This is a genomic window from Brenneria corticis, assembly GCF_003115855.1.
Classification (GTDB): domain Bacteria; phylum Pseudomonadota; class Gammaproteobacteria; order Enterobacterales; family Enterobacteriaceae; genus Brenneria; species Brenneria corticis.
On sequence record NZ_KZ819133.1, the window covers coordinates 1 to 1289 of the forward strand.

Genomic DNA, 1289 nt, shown 5'->3' on the forward strand with positions numbered 1-1289 from the left:
CCACATACAGGTTAAAGCCGGTGCCCACCAGATTGATCTGTCCGCCCGCCTGAAGTTCGATGGCGCTTTTGCCGCACCCCAGCCGCAGCATGGTGCCGGAGGCCAGCACCACCGCATCAAGTTTCCCTTGGCCGGTGAGAATCGGGCGGTCGGGGTCGTCGTTGGTGAAATCAATCACCACCTCATCGCCCACGAGCGGTATCTGTATGCCGCCAAATCTGACCAGCCGGCTAATGACTTGTTCGGTTTACGGACTGATTGATGCAGAACGAGTTTCTATACTATGTTTATTTAGGAGCTACGCCTGTGTCATTAGGTTTCAATTGCTCCTGTTTTATCCACCCCTCCACTTGCTGCCCATCTTTCTTAAAATACATCACATAGTAATATTCATTGTAGTCTAAATACGCGTTGACTTTATCTCCAGGAATAATGAACACTTGCTTTTTTATACAATCTTCATTAGGTGCTGTATAAAAATAAGACCTCTCTTTCCCAGTAACGGTATATCCATTATCAGTGCTATCAAAACGGGTAGCCTTTTCCTGTGCTTTTTCATCAATAGCCCTGCAATCTGTATTGGCTACAACATGAGAGGAAAAAAGTAATGTCAGAACTAATAATTTCTTAATCATAATAATTCCTGCGAGTTCATAATGCTAATAAGCTTTTTAGCATAATCAGGATCGGTTGCATAACCTTTATCCTGTAATCCCTGGGCCCAAACTTTAGGGTCTTTGCTTTCAAATAAGCTCTGATAGCGCTTGTTTTTCCTTAAAAACTCAGACCTTCCGGCGATACTTTCTTCATATGAATCATAAGCGGCGAATTTATCAATAATTTTTACTCTTTTACCATTGATATTCTCATGGGTCCAGTTTTCTACATAATTGGGAGAACCATGTGCTTTGATTCCAAACAAGTTATAGCTATATTTGCCAGTATTGATATCCGTCGGTACCGATTTTCCGTAACCTGTTTCGAGTATTGCCTGTGCGGTAGTAACGGCGGCAGGTACCCCAGTTTTTTTTTCTTCCTCTAGAGCTGCCGCATAAACTTTTTTGACAAATTCCTTTTTGGTAGGGGAGGCGTTTTGGGCGGGTGATGAATGTTTTTTATCAGTAGGCGATATCGCGGATTTTGCCTGAGACGCGCTTGTAGACGAGGGGGTTTTTTGTAGTGTAGCTCCCATAGACGTTGCTTTGTTTGCATTCTGCTGAGGCGAGAACTGCGCCTCCATCGCCGCATTGATATTCGACTTATGATCCGGTCCCGGTGCGGTGGTTCCC

2 protein-coding genes and 2 pseudogenes are annotated in these 1289 nt (G+C 44.3%); all 4 read right to left on the reverse strand.

The genetic code is table 11. The features are described 5' to 3' along the window. Nucleotides 1–142, reverse strand: a pseudogene (locus DDT56_RS24210) (bacteriophage T4 gp5 trimerisation domain-containing protein); the annotation flags it as partial. After that, nucleotides 128–217: pseudogene (locus tag DDT56_RS25235) on the reverse strand (phage baseplate assembly protein V); the annotation flags it as partial. The pseudogenes DDT56_RS25235 and DDT56_RS24210, both read right to left, overlap by 15 nt. Before the next feature lie 70 nt (nucleotides 218–287). Continuing rightward, nucleotides 288–635, reverse strand: coding sequence for a hypothetical protein (locus DDT56_RS24215; protein WP_136168889.1), 348 nt, complete (start codon nucleotides 633–635; stop codon nucleotides 288–290). Then, nucleotides 632–1289, reverse strand: a 658-nt coding sequence (locus DDT56_RS24220) for a glycoside hydrolase family 73 protein (protein ID WP_210417082.1), incomplete at its 5' end; no start/stop codon positions are given. The genes DDT56_RS24220 and DDT56_RS24215, both read right to left, overlap by 4 nt.

Excerpts from the sequence above, each read along its gene's own strand:
- DDT56_RS24215 (WP_136168889.1), bottom strand. The coding sequence starts at position 635 with ATGATTAAGAAATTATTAGTTCTGACATTACTTTTTTCCTCTCATGTT.